17 protein-coding genes are annotated in these 17366 nt (G+C 37.4%); 11 read left to right on the top strand and 6 right to left on the bottom strand.

The genetic code is table 11. The features are described from left to right. Positions 1-132 precede the first annotated feature (132 nt). Complete coding sequence (locus AB1Z56_RS16305; RefSeq protein WP_309366039.1) at positions 133-627, bottom strand: hypothetical protein; 495 nt, start codon at positions 625-627, stop codon at positions 133-135. A 185-nt stretch (positions 628-812) separates the two neighbouring features. Here AB1Z56_RS16305 and AB1Z56_RS16300 point away from each other — a divergent pair, with 185 nt between their 5' ends. Next, positions 813-1859 carry a fatty acid desaturase gene (locus tag AB1Z56_RS16300; protein WP_309366038.1) on the top strand — a complete coding sequence of 349 codons (1047 nt, stop codon included), beginning with the start codon at positions 813-815 and terminating at the stop codon, positions 1857-1859. A 17-nt stretch (positions 1860-1876) separates the two neighbouring features. Here AB1Z56_RS16300 and AB1Z56_RS16295 read toward each other — a convergent pair whose 3' ends face one another. Both AB1Z56_RS16295 and AB1Z56_RS16290 read right to left on the bottom strand, forming a co-directional pair. Next, positions 1877-2350, bottom strand: a complete 474-nt coding sequence (locus tag AB1Z56_RS16295; RefSeq protein WP_426789665.1) for a helix-turn-helix domain-containing protein — start codon at positions 2348-2350, stop codon at positions 1877-1879. Between the two features lie 281 nt (positions 2351-2631). Next, on the bottom strand, positions 2632-2814 hold the full coding sequence (locus AB1Z56_RS16290; RefSeq protein WP_309366036.1) for a hypothetical protein: 183 nt from the start codon (positions 2812-2814) through the stop codon (positions 2632-2634). A gap of 261 nt (positions 2815-3075) precedes the next feature. Between AB1Z56_RS16290 and AB1Z56_RS16285 the strand changes: the two genes are divergently transcribed. After that, complete coding sequence (locus tag AB1Z56_RS16285; RefSeq protein WP_426789664.1) at positions 3076-3963, top strand: sugar phosphate isomerase/epimerase family protein; 888 nt, start codon at positions 3076-3078, stop codon at positions 3961-3963. Between the two features lie 117 nt (positions 3964-4080). After that, positions 4081-4899, top strand: a complete 819-nt coding sequence (locus AB1Z56_RS16280; RefSeq protein ID WP_426789663.1) for a universal stress protein — start codon at positions 4081-4083, stop codon at positions 4897-4899. A 106-nt stretch (positions 4900-5005) separates the two neighbouring features. Here AB1Z56_RS16280 and AB1Z56_RS16275 read toward each other — a convergent pair whose 3' ends face one another. Both AB1Z56_RS16275 and AB1Z56_RS16270 read right to left on the bottom strand, forming a co-directional pair. Beyond that, complete coding sequence (locus AB1Z56_RS16275; RefSeq protein ID WP_426789662.1) at positions 5006-5509, bottom strand: N-acetyltransferase family protein; 504 nt, start codon at positions 5507-5509, stop codon at positions 5006-5008. A 12-nt stretch (positions 5510-5521) separates the two neighbouring features. Beyond that, entirely contained in the window at positions 5522-6565 is a 1044-nt protein-coding gene (locus AB1Z56_RS16270) for an alpha/beta hydrolase fold domain-containing protein (RefSeq protein WP_426789661.1), read from the bottom strand. 441 nt (positions 6566-7006) lie between these two features. Here AB1Z56_RS16270 and AB1Z56_RS16265 point away from each other — a divergent pair, with 441 nt between their 5' ends. From AB1Z56_RS16265 to AB1Z56_RS16235, 7 genes are all read left to right on the top strand, one after another. Then, positions 7007-8200, top strand: coding sequence for a DUF5009 domain-containing protein (locus AB1Z56_RS16265; protein ID WP_426789660.1), 1194 nt, complete (start codon positions 7007-7009; stop codon positions 8198-8200). An 88-nt stretch (positions 8201-8288) separates the two neighbouring features. After that, entirely contained in the window at positions 8289-9320 is a 1032-nt protein-coding gene (locus AB1Z56_RS16260) for a glycoside hydrolase family 18 protein (protein ID WP_426789659.1), read from the top strand. Between the two features lie 469 nt (positions 9321-9789). Beyond that, complete coding sequence (locus AB1Z56_RS16255) at positions 9790-10977, top strand: thiol-activated cytolysin family protein (RefSeq protein WP_426789658.1); 1188 nt, start codon at positions 9790-9792, stop codon at positions 10975-10977. Positions 10978-10997: 20 nt separating this feature from the next. After that, positions 10998-12152: a thiol-activated cytolysin family protein gene (locus AB1Z56_RS16250; RefSeq protein WP_426789657.1), complete on the top strand. Its 1155-nt coding sequence runs from the start codon at positions 10998-11000 to the stop codon at positions 12150-12152. 9 nt (positions 12153-12161) lie between these two features. Beyond that, positions 12162-13142 carry a hypothetical protein gene (locus AB1Z56_RS16245; RefSeq protein WP_426789656.1) on the top strand — a complete coding sequence of 327 codons (981 nt, stop codon included), beginning with the start codon at positions 12162-12164 and terminating at the stop codon, positions 13140-13142. Positions 13143-13264: 122 nt separating this feature from the next. Then, on the top strand, positions 13265-14989 hold the full coding sequence (locus AB1Z56_RS16240) for a thiol-activated cytolysin family protein (RefSeq protein ID WP_426789655.1): 1725 nt from the start codon (positions 13265-13267) through the stop codon (positions 14987-14989). 2 nt (positions 14990-14991) lie between these two features. Beyond that, the gene (locus AB1Z56_RS16235; RefSeq protein ID WP_426789654.1) at positions 14992-16527 is read left to right on the top strand and encodes a S41 family peptidase; all 1536 of its coding nucleotides are present in this window, start codon (positions 14992-14994) and stop codon (positions 16525-16527) included. Positions 16528-16683: 156 nt separating this feature from the next. On the opposite strand, the gene AB1Z56_RS16230 is transcribed toward AB1Z56_RS16235, so the two are convergent. After that, the gene (locus AB1Z56_RS16230) at positions 16684-16812 is read right to left on the bottom strand and encodes a hypothetical protein (protein WP_426789653.1); all 129 of its coding nucleotides are present in this window, start codon (positions 16810-16812) and stop codon (positions 16684-16686) included. Between the two features lie 192 nt (positions 16813-17004). Here AB1Z56_RS16230 and AB1Z56_RS16225 point away from each other — a divergent pair, with 192 nt between their 5' ends. Beyond that, a complete protein-coding gene (locus AB1Z56_RS16225) occupies positions 17005-17193 on the top strand; it encodes a hypothetical protein (RefSeq protein WP_426789652.1) in 189 nt (62 codons plus the stop codon). The last annotated feature ends 173 nt before the right edge of the window (positions 17194-17366 follow it).

Below are 17366 nucleotides of genomic sequence, written 5' to 3'. Positions count from 1 at the left end.
TATAAAGTCCCTGTTATTTAAGAATTATTTGTTTAAAAGATAGCATATTGATAACACGTTGGATTGCACAAAAAAAGCAGACCCGATAAAAGATCTGCTTGGATTGCTATGTATTAGAAGTTGGCTGCTACATTAAAAGAGTAGTAAGGTAAATAGGGGAATTAGGGCGAGCATAGAAAACATAACTGCAGTACGCTTTTGCAGATATAAACTTATAGATAAGATCAATTCACTGTTTTCGCAACTTTCTATTTTGCCGCCATCAGATAGTGAAGATGGTTTGATTTCTACAATTTTTCCTTGTTCATCTTCGATTTGCCATGCGGTCATCCACATATTTTTTGGGCTCCATGTATATTTTTTATTGATCAGGCTAATGGTAGCCTTACTTGTCCAGGTACTGTATTCAATATCACCGATAAGGTCATTGTTTTGATTTCGAATCTCTGTATATGGATTGAAAAGTCCTTTATTTATGAAGCGATACTCGTCTTTATGGATAGAAACATGAGCATCTAGATTCCAATCAATGGATTTAAGGCTACCAATCACAGCTTCATTGCAATAGAGGGTAGACTTTGTTCCGAATAAATTATTTTTCCAGTTGTAAATTGATTTCTTTTCCATGACTGTTTATGTTTATATGTTGATTTTAATTTATTAGTATTCGATCAGTTCGTTTTGTTACAGCGTGCGGAAATATTTTTTTGCGAACTTCTTTTGTGAAAGACCTCGATGCTCATGTTCCTAGGGCTTAGTATAGGAGAAGTACACGAAAAAATCCCTATTTTTACCAAAAAAATCACATCGAATTGACACATCAGGAAAAGTCAAGCCAGATCAGGAGGGAAATAAATCAGTCCTATCAACAGCTTAAAGGAATATACCCCATATTAAAACGTCAGAACAGCATTGGGATGCTCATATTTGCAATCGCAATCCTAGCCATTGTGGTTGTATCGATCGCTTGGTATCGCGCAGTTGTGCCGACTTGGCTTATGATTGTTAGCAATGCATTTTTTATGGGCGTATTGCATGAAATAGAGCATGATCTGATCCATTGGCTTTATTTTAAAAGACACAAAGTGGTTCATCATTTTATGCTTTTTAGTGTCTGGATCTTAAGGCCACTGACTGTCAATCCTTGGATTCGCAGAACCTTGCATCATCATCACCATAAGTTTTCGGGTACATTGCACGATGTTGAAGAGCGTAGTGTGACAAATGGTGAGCGTTGGTCAATTAAACGTCTGCTGACAACACCTGATGTTGTATTGGGAGGGCTCTTTCGTCTCCATCGGATGTTTAATGACATGGATAAGGAAGTAAAAAATGGAAATCTAAAATTGGAGACTTCTTCAAAACTAAAACGAATTATGTTTTTGAGCATTGTTCCCGTGACGATTTTTGCACATGTGGTTTTATATTTCTATTTCGCAGATCTGCTAATGGATTGGTTAAATGTAATGTTTAGGTTAGATTTGAGTTTTCCACAGTATGTTGATAACATGTTAATAAGTCTTCATGGTCTAATTTATATTATTCTTTTACCAAATCTATTGCGCCAATTTTGTTTGCATTTTATCACATCAAACATGCATTATTTTGGCGATGTTGAAGCGGGCAACGTCATTGAACAGACGCAGGTACTGACCGTTTGGTGGACCTTTCCGATGCAATTGTTCTGTTTCTTTTTTGGCTGGACACATAGTATTCATCATTTTGTTGTCAATGAGACCTTTTACGTCCGGCATATCGGGCGCAAAAAAGCACAGGATATCCTGCGTAAATATGGTGTTCGATTTAATGATTTGGGAACGTTCAGAAGGGCGAACCGTTTTAGGGAATTAAGCAAGTAAGGTTAGTGGGTTACACTTTAATCCTTCTTAAGATAGGTTTTATAATTGCCATGCTGCTCGTAAACTAAAGCTCCTTCTTCACAGTAGCTTGTGAGGTAAACAGAGAACTTATTGCTTTGGCTTTTATCTATTCCCAGTTGGGAAAGAACTTCAGAAACACGTCGCGCGGTGTGGAAAAAATCGGAATGATAGACAAGATCATCCAGTTTTTTGCTTAGCAGAATTCTCTCCTGTGCATCAGGCGGCAGTGAGTAAGGGGCCTGAAAGGAGATCTCATGCTGAAAGAATGTGTTCGGTTGAATTTCCAGGGTTTGGCATAAAATTAAAAAATTTGTAAGGGTAAGATCCTTTCCTTTTTCTATTCCATTCAGTGTTCCTGTTGAAATACCTGTTAAATGCGATAGATCGCGTAGCGAATAGTACAGATCATTTCGTTTGGCACGAAAGCGTAAACCAATGGTTTCCAGCAATACTTTGTCTTGATCCGTCATACAACGAATTGAATGATAATTTGCGCAAAATATAATTCATTATTTTATTTAAAATTTTGCTGTAGATATTTTTTATTTATATATTTGTTATAACAAATATATTGAGCCTAGATGAGGTTCAGACCCTGCGTCACCCGCCTATGTAGATAGCCTAAGAATAGCCTATTGACATACAACATAGGAATGAAAAATAATTGAAGATGATATCGTCAACAATCCAGGCTTCGGTTTCTAAGAATCAATTCTGTATCTCGTTCAACCGGAGCCCTGGTAAGTTGTTGTTATCGTCCACTCATAAAATAGTAGATCAGATAAAATACGATCAATACACATACTGCGATAATAAGCGTGCGCTTAATATTTCGACCTGCGGGTTCATCATCTTTTTCTTCGACAGCTACATTCGGTAATTTTTCCTCCTGTTTTTGATCGCTATGTTCGGGGGTATCATATTTATTTTCCATCGTTCAAATTGTTTGTTATTATGAATAGAACAGCGCTGGGTGACAAATCGTTGAATCTGACTTATTTTAATTTCTATGAAAGTACGTTTATGGTGCTGAGCATGTGGTGTGAACAAATAAAACGGGAAAAGCATTGCGTTTTTTCGAGTATTTGCATACATTGCAGCTACATTTAACGCGATAAACCTAAACAACCTGTAAACGCTGTGTTTACATTATAATTGCGTTGAACGAAGTCTATAATAAATAATTGAGCACTAAATGAAAAGAAGAACTCTTATTGGAACATTGGTAGCTGGATGTATGATGTTGGCAGTGAGTCCAACATTTGCACAGCAAAAAGCTGCAAAAAAGGAAATTGGTCTACAGTTATATTCTGTACGCGAAGAAATAGGGAAAAATCCAAATTTCGACCAGATTCTACAAAAGATCTCAGCATTGGGGTATACAGGCGTGGAAGCCGCTGGATACAAAGATGGTAAATTATATAACTTAAGCCCACAGGAGTTTAAGGCAAAAGTAGAAAAGGCTGGGATGAAAGTGATTTCATCACATGCGACGAAGACTTTATCGGAACAAGAGCTTGCCTCTGGAGATTTTACTGAATCGCTAAAATGGTGGGATGAATGTATTGCTACGCACAAAGCTGCAGGAATGAAATATATCGTTACGCCTTGGATGGATGTGCCCAAAACACTTAAAGACCTAGAAACGCAATGCCGTTATCTGGATGCGGTGGGCGCCAAATGCCGCCAGCAAGGAATCGTATATGGCTATCACAACCACTCACACGAGTTTAGAAAAGTGGAAGATAAAGTGATGTACGATTATATGATAGAGCATACAAATCCCGAGAATGTATTTTTCGAGATGGACGTCTATTGGGCGGTCATGGGACAAGTAAGTCCAGTTGACTATTTTAATAAATATGCCGGCAGATTTAAGGCATTGCATATAAAAGATCACCGTGAAATTGGTCAAAGTGGCATGGTCGGTTTTGATGCAATTTTTAACAATTCAAAAGTTGCTGGCTTGCAATATATCTTTGTTGAGCTGGAAGAAACACGTAATGATATTTATACGGGTTTACAACAAAGTATCGATTATTTGAAAAAGGCTTCTTTTGTAAAAGCAAGCTACTTAAAATAGCTAAAAATCGGGAGAAAATTGACCCTGTTGAGACAATTCTCCGTTTGATAGATTTATTATTTTTCGTTAACTTGAATGTAATAAAAAGGGATTTTTTATTGAATTAAATTAGACCATATGAAACGGATTATTGTTGCCACAGACTACGCTGAAGAGGCCGAACACGCCTTAAAGTTTATTATGGAAGTTTTTGCAGGAAAAGAATACGAGCTCGTTTTATTTTCTCTTCAAAATCCTTCCATTCATGCGATGAACGCTCGACTTTCTCCCGATTCTATGTTCAAAATATTTGAACATCAAAGTAAGGTTTTACGACATAAAGCCGAGGCGATTACGGCCGAAAGTGGTGTTTTGACTATTCCTTATCTCGCTGCAGGTTTGTTTTATGACCAGATCACCAAGTGCATCCATGAGACGAATGCCGATTTGTTGGTGATGGGAATGGCCAAACGTTCCTTTGATCAGGACATGCTTGGTAATACCACGACGGCAGCAATCAGTAAATTAAAAATACCTATCCTTTCAGTTCCGCTGGGCGCAAAATTTACGGGTCTGGAACATATTCTTTTTGCCTGTGATATTGTTCGTGGTGTACAAAAGGAAATTCTTGAAAAAGTAAAGGATTTTGCCGCTGAGTTCGGTGCGGTACTGGAGGTGCTCAATATTCGTAAAACAGTGGAGCAGCTGCATGAGGAGAAGGGAAAAGAAACACGGGAAGCTATCAACGACGTGATGGGAATCGTAAGTTATTACTACAAAAATGTAACATCCAATGAGGTTGTGAAAGCCATCCGGGACGAGGTCAGGGAAAGTAGTACAGATCTGCTGGTTATGATCCCCTATAAGTATGGCTTTTGGAGCTCATTGACCCACCGTAGTAAAACGCGTATGATGGCGTCGGGGCTGGATGTTCCCTTACTAACAATTTCGATCTGATTCTTTTACTATAAAAGCCCAGGTGAGCTGAGATCAACTGGGCTTTATCTTGATTGTTGTCGTTGAAGTATTTTGATAACCTCTACGTTAGTCGGCAAACACTTTATTAGTTAATCCGTATACCTAATATTTTTAGACTACGTTCTTCCTGATCTAAGGTTGCTATATTGGGTAAGTTTGCCCATTCCTTGAAGCCCATTTTTTCAAATAATACGATACTTGGAAGATTGTGTGCAAAGATAAATCCCAATAAGGTATGTACACCTAAACTTGGCGCTTTATCAATGCAGTACTGGAGAATCTGTTTACCCAAGCCTCGGCCTCGCTGCTGTTCGTCCAGATAGATACTGATTTCTACCGTAGCATCATAAGCTGGACGACCATAGAACGATTGAAAACTTACCCAGCCAAGTACCTGATTATTTTCATCTTCTACCAGCCATAAGGGTCTTTTTGAAGCGTTATGTTCGTCAAACCATTTTTGTCTACTGGCAACAGATACAGGTGCAGTATCTGCTGTGACCATGCGGGAGGCAATTGTCGAATTGTATATTTCTACAATGCGCGGTAAATCTTGTTGTGATGCGTCACGAAATTTTAATTGATTCATGGTCTGTACTGTTTAATTGTTATTTGCTGTTTGTTTTGGCTCTAATGCCCAAGCTAAAAATCCATTCATAACCTCGTTCCAATGGGGCTTGTCGTAATCGGGCCGACCATCGTTCTGAACATCAAAATAATTGTGCTCCTGATTAGAATAGCGTTTTATAGTCAGGTTGTTTTTGTGATTTCTTATAAAATAAAGAGGCACCAGGTCATTTAATTCAGATACAATATCTTCTGTACCGAATACGAGATAGATTGGTTTATTAAAGGCCAATAGTTCATCAATAGCGGGTTGTGAAAATGACTTCCAGGAACGTAAATTGGGATTGTTTTTTAATTTTTCTGGATCGTTGGCATCTTTATAAAATGCATAGGTTCGTTCGATTTTTTGCTCTGCCTGTAGCCAGGTTATTTTTCCCTTCTGTACATCGCGTTTAGCTTGTCGTATATCTTGGTCTATTCGTCCAAACAAATTCATTCCTGATAGGCCCAGTTTGCTTATTTTTTTATACCTATTTGCTAGTTTGGCCGCTACATGCCCACCTTGGGAATGGCCAAATACAACTAATTGTGATTTATCGACCCAAGGTTGTCCGCTAAGATAATCTAATACTGCGACGGCTCGGTTTACATAATTATCTAGATAGTCTGCCTTTTGATAAGCTATACTCGGGATATTTTTATCTTTTGAGTCACCATAATACCAATAAGAGTCATTAAGCTGAGATTCATCGACGATAACAGGAGTTTCTGGCATGGAAATCACGACAAGATGATACGACTTAATAATATCATGATAGTTAAAGTTAGTTAATCCTCCCCCAAAAAGACTTAAACCTTCTTTTTTATAATTAAAGTATAGCGGCAAGGGTAACGATCCCTGACAAAACAAAAATAGGGGCTTTTTACTTTTTGGAGCAGGATCAATGACTAAAAAATCAATTTTACCATTTGGGTTTTCAAGTTCAAAAAGAGTGGATTCATTATTGATGACGCTGGTATTCTGTCCGAAGATAGTCTGTGGTGTGAATAATAAGCAGATAAAAAGAATGAATTTCATGAAGATCGGCTGTATGTAAATTTGTTTTTGCCAAACTTAGATAAATTGCTTTTGATATGCAATACAATTACACTTCATAAAAAGTAACAATTTATACATGTGTGACATTTCTTGTTGTACTTCTGTCTGGTTTATACGGGAAACTGGGGTAAATTGCATGATTTCTGTGTTTTATGAGTAAAATTTACACTAATTTGAACAATTATTTCACTATATATTGGTGTTTTTTTTTCATCTTAGATTATTCAAATAAAGAACCATCATCGTTTTTGATGATAAATCTTAGCGAAATAGTCTATCTATTCGTTCAGCTATTCGGAAATTCTTTACCAAGTTCCGGTCGCCATAAAATCACTAAAAAAACTATCTAAGAAGAATCTGGGGAAGAGGTTGGTTAAGCAGCTACGCTGATAGCTATTTTTTTTACACATAAAACCAATTATGAACGCATTGCAAGCTGTACCTACAATCCGAATCCGTTCAATGGATGTTATGCGTGGTTTCACGCTGTTCCTGATGTTATTTGTCAATGACTTGTTTATACCCGGTGTACCTAAATGGCTGGTTCACACGGAAGCAGAAGAGGACGGGATGGGTTTAGCGGACTGGGTATTTCCGGGATTTCTTTTTATGGTTGGTATGGCGGTGCCATATGCTGTTGCGGCCAGGGAAAAGATAGGTTCATCGACAACTGTAATCTTTGTACATGTTCTGTTGAGAACATTGAGTTTGCTGCTGATTGGCGTGTTGATTCTAAATGGTACACGTGTATCTCCTAATTTGACGGGGATGTCACATCTGTTGTGGCTAGGACTGCTGTATATATTCGTTTTTCTGATTTGGAATCGTTATCCGAAAGATATGCAATATCAATCCATTTATAAGGGGTTGCGTGTAGTCGGCATCATGGGGATTATTTATCTCATATATATTTTCAAAGCGTCGGATGGGAAAGGCTTGGAAGTAGGGTGGTGGGGGATTTTGGGGCTGATTGGTTGGGGATATTTTGCCGCGACTTCTATTTTCTTATTATGTAGGGGAAGGATAATAGTGCTTGTGTGTGGTTGGTTATTGTTTTTGGTACTCAATATTCTCAGCCAAACGGAATTTAAAGTTGAATTCCCTGGTATCGGAAGATATTTACAGGTTCTTCTAGCTGGCAATATACCCTGTATTGTGCTGGCCGGAACAATCATAGGTATGCTTATGAAACGATATGCGGCCACTCCGCGGGTATTGTTGCGTTTTTTGCTGGTTATTGGTATGATTTGGCTAGTTACAGGTTTTGTCTTGCGTTTTTGGTTTATTTTATCCAAAATCCATGGTACACCGAGCTGGGCATTGGTCTGTAGTGGGATTAGTGTATTGCTTTTGATCCCGATATATTATTTTATTGATGTGAAAGGCTACCATCGCGGGATAGGATTGTTTGAAGAGGCTGGAAAGAACTCATTGACGACCTATCTTGCACCCGATCTGATCTACTTTGTCTGTTGGGGCTTTCATCTTCCATTGTTCTTTTATAAACAATCGGGACATATGGGCTTAGCTATTGCTGGTTCATTGCTTTGGGCTTTTGCGATGTTGTGGTATGCGATCTTGCTTAAGAAACTACATATTTATCTGAAACTTTAGCGAGCGCCTAAGCATCAAATTTGCATGCTTTAACTGAATTATATTTTTGGAAGTCCAATATCATCAAAAAACAAACAAAACTGCAAATATGGAATGTAAATTGAAATCAATACTTAGCCAGATCTTCACTGTTCTGTTATTGACTTTATTATTGTACCCTAGTGTAAGTCGTGCACGAGCAAAAAACAAAAAAGTTGTTATTGCCTATGTCACTTCCTGGTCCAAAGTGATGCCCGATCCTGCTTATCTAACCCATATCAATTATGCTTTTGCACATGTCAACGAGAGCTTTGATGGCTTGCGTATAGATAATGAATCCAGGCTGAAGGCCATTACGGATCTTAAGAAAACACATCCACATCTAAAGGTATTGTTGTCTGTTGGCGGCTGGGGAAGCGGTCGGTTTAGCGAAATGGCTGCTGATGAATCCAATCGACAAAAGTTTGCCAAAGACTGCTTGCGTGTGGTGCGGGAGTTTAATCTTGATGGTATAGATATTGACTGGGAATACCCGACAAATTCTTCTGCCGGGATTTCGTCCTCTTTAGCCGATACCGAAAATTTCACCTTACTCATGCACGATATCCGGAAAGCTATTGGTAAGAAGAGACTGTTGACCTTGGCGTCGGTTGCGAACGGTAAGTATATCGCCTTTGATAAGATTAAAAAAGAGGTGGATTTTGTAAATATCATGACTTATGATTCGGGTCATCCGCCTTATCATCATGCGAGCTTGCACCGTTCACCCTTATCAGGACATACCACTTGCGTGGAGGCCGTTAAGGCCCATGTTGAAGGAGGGATGCCTGTTGAAAAATTGGTATTGGGAATTCCATTCTATGGCCGTGGTAATAAAACTGAAGTCAAAGGTTTTATCGATTATAAAGATCTGCTTTCGTTGCAGGGATTTGAGCAGAAATGGGACGATGAAGCGAAAGCACATTATCTTGTCAACGATAAAGGGGAGTTTGTGTTGACCTATGAAACGCCAGAGTCGATTGCACTTAAATGCGATTACGTACACACGACGGGGCTGCTCGGTGCGATGTATTGGGAATATGCAGGGGACACGGAAGCTGGTATTTTGCGGGATGCGGTTTATAAAGGCATTGTGCAATAAACAAAAAAGCCTAACGTAAGTTAGGCTTTTTTGTTTGTGGAGCTCAGGAGAGTTCAATAGAACCTTTAGTGCTTTTATTAGAGCTTATTAAGAAGATAAAAATTGGTAAATAGAATTACTTAGGAAAATCCCATATAATTTTATTTGCCTGTTTTGTTTAACTAAATTTTAATGTTGTGAGAAATGTAATATTATATATTCCTTTATTTTTCGTCGTGTCAATTGGTGTGTTTGTATAGGTCAAAATGTCGTTTGTAGAATTAATTTGGTGATTAATAAAATATGGTTTAGAATTATCAATAATTAGGGAAAGAAGACCTTTTATAATTCGAAATGAAAGTATTTAAAGTTGCTACTTTTTATTTTAACTGAACATCATAAGGGGAATGATATATCGGTGATATTGTAAAAGAAGAGGGGAAAGTTTGGGTATGAATTGTCCAATTTTAAACTTTATATATTACCGATTATGAAAAAGAAACTAAATTGTATTGCTTTAATAGCATCATTTGTGGTTTTAATCACTTCATGTTCCAAAGACCTCGTTCCGGGAGGAACCATTGAACCTAACTCTGGACTTAAAGGTCTGAAAACTTACACATTTAAACCTACCGAGATAAACCTTTCAAGTTTTGATACGGCAGGAATACAAGGCTTTACAAAAAAGAGCAAACAAAATTCCCTTACATTTCTCAGAGACAGTATTTGGCCCAACAATGCAGGAAAGACTTCATTCTATGAGACCACAGATATTCCTGCGGTTCTTGAAGAAACGAGAAGAAAATTATATTTGGGTGCTATACTAAAGGGGGAGACGGCAATTGATGTAGACAATGTGAATCCGGTTTTTGTACCAGTTACTTATAGAAATCCGATCACGATGTACGCCAATTTCCCGACCGACAGTATTTATAGGACTGTCATACCTTCGAAAATACAAGATCTTAGTTATCTACGTGCTGCATTGAGTTCGGCCGCAGGAAACCAGATCCAATCATTTACTTACGAACAAAGTCAATTTAGAAAAACGGAGGAACTTAAAAAATCTTTTGGTGCAAATCTGAATCTTGCTAAAATTTTAACCGTTAATTATCTGGATACCCTTAGTAATTCAACTGCAACAACTATAGTAAGAGCTGAATTTACACAAGAGAACTTTTCTATAGCTATCGAACCACCGATCTATGAGCCTTACCTCAAGAGCAATTTTGACTATTCTATTTTCAATGGTATCAGACCTGTAATTGTCAGTTCAGTAACCTACGGAAGAAAGGGGATTTTTATCATGGAGTCAGATTCTTCTTACAGCATGGTTAGCAAAACGCTTAATGTTGCATTAACATTATCCGCGGAAATGTTAAATGTTTCGTCGGCAGACAGTCTAGGACCAGCGTTTTCCGCAGCATTGAGCCTACGATTAACAAATGAGCAGAAAGCTACAATAAATAATTCGCGGATGAAAGTGTATATAATCGGAGCTGATGGGAAGAGTATCGTTAAGGCAATAACGACCGGTCTAACAGGTTTTGCAGAAGTTTTGGCGGGAAATGGAGGCTTTACTAAAGATAGTCCGGGGGATATTCTTTATTATTCGTTAAACTATCTCGATGATTTTTCCACCTTTAGGAATCAGTTCAAGATTAATATTGCCAATTAGGTCATTTAAATTTATTTGGTATGAGAGTCAAAATTATCATGGCCATTTTTTTCCTCTTTTCATTTATAGGATGTAAAAAGGAGGAAATTCAGAAACCATCGCCTACTGAAAAAGGCGATGGGAAACTCCTAGCGGAATATTTTAGCAAACTACGTATTGCGCCCCTGGATATTGTTGATCTTAGAAATAAAAATGTTGACATCAAAACAGTGTTTGACCGTAAGAAAACTGCGGGCATGATACATCTTCGGGATAGTGTATGGACAAATGGGGCTGGAACGAGTTCATTTTATGAATCTGATGAGATGGTTGTGACACCGGGGAATCTAAGTTATATTTATCCTGGTTCACTATTAAAGGCTGCGTCAATAGCATCGGATCAATTTGAAACCTTTTCCGGTTATCAAACTGCACCGATCAGTGTCCAATTATCATTTCCTTCCAGTTTATCAATTGGCACTCTTTCTATTCCAAGTCTTTCAAATAGCCGGATATTTTTACGAAATGCACTGTTGGCACCCGATTTTTCAGGTAATACGATACTCAATTACGCTGACTATTTTGCTGCATTTTCAAAATATGAGGAAGTGAAATATGCTTTTGGCTACAATGTAAATCAGCATAAGCTATTTTCTTCGACCAATACAAATTTCGATTCATATTCAAGCGGAACCTACTATTCCACTAAATTTATGGCTAGTTATACGGTGGAGAATTTTACCTATACGATGTCTGATCCTGCTGCTAATGAGTTGATTGATATGGCTTCTATTCCTGCCAATGCATTTGATGGAATTTCTCCGGTATATATTAATTCCGTAACTTATGGTAGATTCGGACTATTGGTACTTGAATCTAACAACAATAGTTATGGGATGAAAAGTGCTTTTGAAAAGATGGTAAAAAAGATTCTTAAAAAAACTACGGAATCCTACACACAGGAAGAAACGAATCTTTTTGCCGGTTGTCGTATAACGATCTATCTTTTGGGAAGTACCATCGGAAATAATGTGATCCAGTTACTGATTAATCCAAGTCCTGATGGTGTCTCTGATTTTATCGCACAGAACGTAGGTACATTTACAGCGAGTGATCCAGGTGTGCCGATTTTCTATACGGCAAAATATCTAAAAGATAACTCATCATTTAAAACGACGTTTAAAATTGATCATTAAATATATTTTATGATGAATGCTGCACATAAACAAAAGAGTTTAGGGTTATTAAGTATGTATTTACTAATGGTATACTTCTTATTCTCATGTAAGAAAGATACTCCAGATGTTCTTGAGAAGAAAAACGAAAAGTGGAGAACCGATGCTAAAACGGACAGTATGGGTAACCAATACTATGTGGTAAATACGTTGGACAATAATTTAGAGATCAGAGTCAATAATAAAGACGGAAAGACCATTTTTTCAGAAGTTTGCCCGACTATAGAATCAAGTGAGATTCCTGAAAACTCGAGTAAGCTTTTTACTTATTTAGTAGCACCCAGTAAATATATAAATGCCAATCATGCCACGCTTTCATTAAGGATTGTGCTCGATAACCTAGATATACAAGAAAAATATATTCAGCTTTTGGCCAATATAGATCTGGAAAGTAAGAAATTTTATACCAAGAAGTATAAAGTTGAAGAACCCCTAGACTGGACTTATAAAGTTCTGGACAATCAATTAGTTCAGTGGTATGAAAATGGTTTATTAGTAAGAGAAGGTACCGAAAAAGACCTTAACAGAGGTGGAGGTAATATGGGGCTCGGACAACGGGGAACGCAGTTGGTCTGCTATGAACGTGACTTTTCAATTCGCTATACGAAGGATATAGATGCTTCTGATGCTCACTATCCTTCTGGTAATTTATGGAATATTCCTATTAACAACTATGAATATATGCTGTTCTTAAATGACGGCTACGTGGGTAGGATGCAAATTGTCACTAGTGTAGAGGATAAATGGGCAGGAAAACAGGCTGTGGTCTGGCGTGATAACCTAAAAGAGACAAATAGCATTCCGGCAGATTACTCCATAAAAATTACCGATTATAATATTCAGAATAATGTGGTAAGCGCTAGTTATAGTATCTATGATGAAAAGGGGCAGTTAAAAGAGAAGAGAACCCGAAAATGGGCAATAGGTAATGGAATGCCGCTCGGTGGTTAATCTACAAATAAAGAATTTAAGGTTTGTAATAAAGATCTAAATTAATCAATAACACTTTTTTTAACCAATAGCATCATGTTCCCTGGATGCCAGGAAGACCTATGCTTATAAAATCTTAAAATATGAAAAGTAGAATGAATTATTTTTTGCAAAGGATCATTAAGAATGTTCCTTTGTTACTGATGTTATTCTTAGTAGCCAGTTGTTCAAAACTGGAGTCGGACTTTAACGGTGCAAACGGTAAACAAGCTTTGGATCAATTGAGAATACCGAAGATCCAAGATTTTACAGTCAGTTCAAAATCTAATCCAGACAATAATTCGTCCGCCAAAAGATCATCAGGAGGGAAAAGAGCAGACGTGACTATACCACCAGATGAAGATAATCCGTTTAAACCTAAAGCGGGTTCAGGAGGTTATAAAGACGGTCCAGGGATCATTGTTAATGGTAGTAACGCTCCAAGCTCTGATCCAAATAAACTATATTTCTATCAGAAATATAAATCCCAGATGTTCACTATTTCAGACCAATCAATGGGACTTAATATTTATCCAGGCGCCATCTTAAGGGGGCAGAGTATTGAAGGTGTTTTTTCACCACAGATGCTAACAGGGATTTCCAATAATATCCGCCCGATTACCATATCTACTTCCATGCCTGTCTCTGGTTCCGCAGTTGCCCGAACCAGTCTACCTCGTCCAACTTCTCAAGCGGCATTATACAATGCTGCACTGACGGATTTAGAGAATACAAATCCCGGTGAAGTGGGGGCAGCTTCTTTAATAGTGGAAATGGATACTTTTCGCGTATATGAGGAATTAAAGACTATCTATGGATTCAATAAGGGGTTAGATGCATTCTTGATTAACACAAATACTACTCAACAGGGAGAGAATCACTTGATTACTTCAACATCTGCTATTAAGATTAAATTTTTCCAGCACAATTTTACAATTGATATGGACGTTCCTCAAAATAATACTCAATTATTTGATCCTACTGGCCTAGATATGCAGGCCATTACAGGCGGGGTAACTCCGGTCTATGTGAAAAGTGTGACCTACGGTCGCATGGGTATTATGGTAATCGAATCTTCTTATAGTTCGACTAAATTGTATAATGCTGTATATAAGCAACTTGGAATATTGAAAAATCTGATTGGCATCGGTACCTCATTAACTAATGAAGAAAAAGATATCATAAATTCAGCGACGATAAAAGTTAAATATACGGGGATCGGTACAGATACCTCACCTGCAGTTGCAGTTGCAGGCCTGAATGGTTTTATTCAAGTATTGAGTGCTAATACTACATATTCCAAGGCAAGTCCAGGTGTCCCTATTGCCTTTCAACTAGCTTACCTGAACAGTGGAAACGGTTTGGTCGAAGCACCTTTTCAGATCAATTATGGGCCTTTTGACAAGCCTTATGTTCGTATTGAATATAAAAACAGCAAGTGGGAAAAGGATGAAAATGTGACCAACCCCAGATTTACAGATTCCGATATTTATATGAGCTTTTATAGAGATCCTGTCGCTACACAAAAATATACTGATCCTCCGATTTTTATCACTTATAATTATGAGCGGAGTTTTGGCTCGAAAAGTACCTATAATTGGGTGGGTTCTTGGAGTACCTCACAGCGGACTGATAATTTGATCCTAAAGTATCCGACAGCAGATCAACTAATTGAAAATTGTAGAGTTTTCTATTATGTAAAATATGGTTCTGACGCAACAACTTCTAGAAATTATACACATTTTGATATGGTAGCAAGTGAAAATTACCGTATTCTTCCTAAAGTAGTTGACCATTATAATGCTCGCAGGTCTAATGAGAGTTATTAAAGATGGCTAGAATACTATATATTTTTATATTCATTGCCACATTTAGTGTGATGCAATCCTGTAATAAAGACAGTGATGAGATTTCCGAAATGTCTAAGGAACAACAGAGGATAAGTAAAAATCTTGACTCTGTTTTTCTTCTTGCGCAAGGAGTATATTTATGGAACGATCAACTTCCTCTAGCTGATCGTTTCAGCTCCTCGCGGTTTTATAATGAGGGTTTGAGTGAGTTTCGGTGTTATGAGAATGAAATATTTGAAATTACACAATATGCGAAAAATGAGGAAATGGGAGAACTCTATGAATGGAATCCATTAGATCCGAATAGACCCAAGTATTCCGGTATTGTGTTTAGGGAATTTCAAGGAAAAGAATCTCAAGATGTTTATAATGTGAGTAATACGTTTGGACTTTCTGTTGTGGTTAGAAATAATATTCTCCGTTTATTGTATGTCGATCCAAATTCACCTGCTGGTAAAGCAGGGCTAAGGCGCGGTATGCAAGTTTTATCCATAAATGGGGAACATGTGTTAACAGAAGATTCATTTCTAGAGCAATGGGAAAAATCACTTTCTATGTCGTTCATTAAATTAGAAGTGACAGAGGATGGTATTAATAAGCGGGAAGTACGTCTAAATGCTGCTTCGTATGAGATAAATCCAGTGGTAAAGCGAAATATATTGAGAAATGGGGAAAGAAAAATTGGCTATTTTGCATTAAATAGTTTCACCCCAATTCAAAATGCGCAAAAATATCTTACTCCAATTTTTCTTTCTTTTACACAGGAAAAAATTAATGAACTCATCATTGATCTTCGGTACAATCAGGGCGGATATCAGATTACAGCCGATTTTATAGCGAATCTGGTTGCACCTAAAAATGCAGACGCAAAGATTATGTATACTGAACATTATAATGCAAAGATGCAGGATGGGAAATCAAAAATATTGGAAAATTACAAATTGTATGATGAATATAATCGGCCTGTTATCATTAACGGTAAAGAGATAAGTCTGTATGATATTGATTATAGTGTGGAATCCAATACAACGTATTTTCATAAAGATGACGGGTTGACGGATTTAAAAAAAGTTTACTTTATTGTAAGCAACAGAACTGCATCTGCAAGTGAGCTACTGATCAATATTTTAAAACCATATATGGATGTTCAGGTCATAGGTGTATCAGAGGATAACCTTTATGCTGTATATACTTATGGTAAGCCAGTTGGATCATTTGGAATTCCAGTAGGGCAGTTTGACCTTTATTTAGGGATGTATGAACTGAAAAATGCCAATAAGGAAAGCAATTATTTCAAAGGTATCAAAGCTGATATCTCCCTGAACGACGATACTGAGACTGACTTTGGAATGCAAGATGACCCAGCTATCGCTTGGATTTTAGGAATGGAAAAGAAGAGAATGGAACTAAAGTCTATTAGTAAAATTAGGCAGGATAGATTTTTGTTTTATTTTAATACAGATCGGTTAATTGGAAATGTAAAAAATATGAGCGAGTTAAAAATTAAGATCAAATAGTCGTGAATTAGATATACATTCTAATTTGGAATAAAGGTAGTGATATTACAGCTGAGATTGGATTGGAGTGAACGCCTAATGTAATAAGACAATTGTGAGTAAGTTCAACCTCGCTTGTCGTAGGGTTCGTTTGTATATAAGCTGAATCTACTTCAATTAAAGAACCATCATTCGTTCCTTGGCAAGCGTTGTCATCATTGGGTATATTTTTCCATTAAGTTCTGTCACTTTCGTTACCAGGTGTACTGAGGCTGTAATGTAAACTTTATCAACGGAATAATTCATTAAGGTTTTTTATATTTAATTATTCAACTGACATGGTCATGAAAGAAAAGACTCCATTCGATTTTTCGTTAGTGTTTGTTTTAAAGGAACTCAGGAGGGCTTCGCCGTTTTGAGCGCTTCAAAAGGAAATTTATGCAAGGTCTTTATAATGGAAAAAGTTTATCTCCGAACGACAGCGTTCTGGTGTCTTAAATGAAGTATTTACTGGATTCAATGATGGATAGTGGGCTAGAGAGTGACCTTCAGGAAGGTAAGGCCTCCGCTAATGCCAATCGTCGGAAAGGTAAGCTCAAGTACACACTACATTACCGAAGGGATAAAAAAGCGTTTATTGAAGATCTAAAGCCGGTTTACAATACTGTCAGGGAAGGCAGGCTATGAATATCTACTGGTCTTTGACGAAAAATGGGGAAAGAAATATCCGATTGCAGTTAAATCATGACTGAATAATTAAGCCATCTCTCTATTTACTTTGAGTATGATGCACAGATGTGTAAGACTATCTATATCCTTAATCTATTTGAGGGGGATGCAGCGTCAGATCCGTAAAATCA

Origin of the sequence: Sphingobacterium sp. WOUb80 (assembly GCF_050058145.1) — a bacterium.
GTDB lineage: Bacteria > Bacteroidota > Bacteroidia > Sphingobacteriales > Sphingobacteriaceae > Sphingobacterium.
Note: the sequence above shows the minus strand (reverse complement) of the source record. Positions and strands in the feature narration are given on the sequence as shown.